Here is a 2,825-nt window from a genome sequence, read left to right as displayed (position 1 = left end):
AACTGCTTTTGCGGCAGAACGGCGGCGTTCTGATGCCTTAAACTGCGCCTGCTTGGGGCAGTATTTCTGCTCTTCCCGATTTCTCCTCAGTTCCCGACTAATCGTTGATGGGGCACGGCTGAGTGAAGTTGCAATAAAACGTTGTGTAAAACCCGCTTCTTTTAGACTGAAAATCTGATATCTTTCTATTTCGGTCAGTTGTGTATAGGTCATAGCGCATTTTCCTTTGGCGAGAAAGATGCCTACTATAGCAACTGACCGCCTTTCTCAGAAATTGCACTTATTAGTCGAATCCAAGCAGTATTAATGAACCAATTTTATTGTTGTTCACAGGCAGAGTAGTATCCCACCGCCTTCATGTTACTTAGCAATTGTATTGTTGATTAAATGAGGGAATTACTATACCAGATAAGAAGCCAGATGCATTGTGTTCGGATGATTGTGATTTATTCATAGTACCTAGCCGAAAATATGTAAAAGACACTGTCGATAAAAAGATTGAAGAACACGCTGCAAGCCGCAATCATCCTTATGCAACACTGACCGATAGAGGACTTGTTACTCTGAGCAATGATACTGACAGTAATAGCGAAATGACTGCGGCAACGTCTAAGGCGGTTAAAGCAGTGTCTACTGCGGCAAATACAGCAAACCAAAAGGCTGATAAAGCAAACACTAATGCCAATACACGGCTGGCTAAAGACCAGAACGGGGCCGATATCCCGGATAAATCGGCATTTGTGAAGAATATAGGGTTGGGTAATGCTCAATTTGTGATTGAGCGGGGCAGTAATGTATATGGTGCATGGGTGATATGGTCAGACGGTGCTATAGAATTGTTTGGTAAAGGGGAACCAGTGGTCGCTGTTTACCCCTTCGTCTGGCTGGATGCCATCCACTACAAGATCCGTGAGGAGGGGCGCTATGTGAGTAAAGCGGTCTATACCGTATTGGCACTCAATCTTGAAGGCAAAAAAGACGTTCTGGGGCTTTATCTCTCTGACAGTGAAGGCGCTAACTTTTGGTTATCCGTGCTGACTGACCTGCAAAATCGTGGGCTGAAAGATATTCTTATTGCCTGCATTGATGGGCTGACGGGCTTCCCGGAAGCGATCAACAGCATTTACCCACATACCGAGGTTCAGTTGTGCATCATTCACCAAATCCGCAACTCGCTCAAGTATGTGGCCTCAAAGCACCACAAGGCTTTCATGGCTGACCTGAAGCCGGTCTATCGGGCGGTCTCAAAGGAAGCGGCAGAAAGTGCACTGGACGAATTGGACATGAAATGGGGTCAACACTATCCGGTTGTCATCCAGAGCTGGCGTCGTAAATGGAGCAATCTGTCGGCTTACTTCCGCTACCCGGCGGCTATTCGCAAAGTGATTTACACGACAAACGCTATCGAGTCGGTACACCGTCAGTTCAGAAAACTGACGAAAACAAAAGGTGCCTTCCCGAATGAAAACAGCTTGCTCAAACTGCTTTATCTAGGGCTTCTCAATGCCCAGGAAAAGTGGACGATGCCAATCCAAAGCTGGAACCTGACGCTGTCTCAGCTGTGTATTTACTTTGAAGGGCGTCTGGGTAATGTGATAACGTTATAAATGGCTAAATTATCGTGACACAGAATACTGAACGCCCTCATTCTGCCAACTTGGCCTCTAAATCTACGTCTCCTTTATAATCCAGTATTTGGTAAAATTCTTGTTTATCGGTTAGATGAGAACGTTCAACTTTCCCATTCAGATTGGGGCTGGCTGGTTTGATGTACACATGTTCAAGCCCCAGGTCTTCACAATGCCAATGGAATTTGGACTGGAATTCATGCCCATTATCTGTGCGGATCATCTTGATTCTGAAAGGGAATTTCTCTACGACATAATCAATAAAATCAATGGCACAAGCCTGATTATGTTTTTCATAAACTTTCAGTGCCCTAATACGCGTAGCATCATCAATGGCTGTATACTGGTATCTGCGTACTTTATTTCCATTTTCATTTTTGAAATTCAAGAACTTGACATCAACCTGAACATGGTGCCCTGGGATTCTCTTTTCGTACCGTTTAATCGATTTTACCTGACGCTTTCTGAGATTTTGAGGAAGCCGGTTAAGGCCATGACGGCACAGAACACTGTAAACGCCTGACAAAGAAACTTTCAGGTCATGATATCGAGCCAAATACCACGCTATTTTTGCACTCCCAAAATGATAATTTTTGCGTAGATATAAGATTTTCTCTTCAATGATAGAGGCAACGTGGATAGCTGGATTTTCCGGGCAGGGCTTGCTATTAATTAACCCTTTTTCCCCTTTAGCCGCATAATCTTTTTTCCAGCGGTAAAAAGTATCCCGGGATATTCCCCAATATCGGCATGTTTTACTGACGTTATTACCTTCTTTAGCATGAGCTAATATTTTGAGTTTTCTTCTAACTTCCTGTTCTTCTTTCTTGTTCATATTAACCTCAACTAGCACCTGTTAAATATACATAAAACTGTCAGTTGAGGTCTAAAAATTCACATATCATTATAACGCTTTGGAGTCATGACCAAATTTTATCATTAAACAAACAAATTTTAGTAATTCACCGATTGTCATTTTCTGTCATCCTACCATTAAAATATGCTACCCATCAAAAAGTAATCAAACAGCACTCTCCAGTATTGATGAGCCAATTTTATTGTTGTTCACCGGCGGAGTAGTCTCCCACCGCCTTCATGTTATTTAGCAATGTGTATTGTTGATTAAATGAGGGAATTACTATGCAAGATAAGAAGCCAGATGCATTATGTTCGGATGATTGTGATTTATTCATAGTA

General features: G+C 42.6%; 2 protein-coding genes and 1 pseudogene. 1 reads left to right on the top strand and 2 read right to left on the bottom strand.

Annotation, left to right across the window (positions count from 1 at the left end; genetic code table 11):
- Positions 1-213, bottom strand: a 213-nt coding sequence (locus FE392_RS09575; RefSeq protein WP_319929999.1) for a helix-turn-helix domain-containing protein, incomplete at its 3' end; no start/stop codon positions are given.
- Between the two features lie 212 nt (positions 214-425).
- On the opposite strand from FE392_RS09575, the gene FE392_RS22145 reads away from it, so the two are divergent.
- Entirely contained in the window at positions 426-1,607 is a 1,182-nt protein-coding gene (locus FE392_RS22145) for an IS256 family transposase (RefSeq protein WP_439153477.1), read from the top strand.
- Positions 1,608-1,647: 40 nt separating this feature from the next.
- On the opposite strand, the pseudogene FE392_RS09560 reads toward FE392_RS22145, so the two are convergent.
- Positions 1,648-2,463, bottom strand: a pseudogene (locus tag FE392_RS09560) (helix-turn-helix domain-containing protein); the annotation flags it as partial.
- Positions 2,464-2,825: the final 362 nt, after the last annotated feature.

The organism is Xenorhabdus santafensis, from assembly GCF_033949405.1.
Lineage (GTDB): Bacteria > Pseudomonadota > Gammaproteobacteria > Enterobacterales > Enterobacteriaceae > Xenorhabdus > Xenorhabdus santafensis.
The sequence above is the reverse complement of the archived record's forward strand: the minus strand, read 5'-3'. Positions and strand labels throughout refer to the sequence as shown.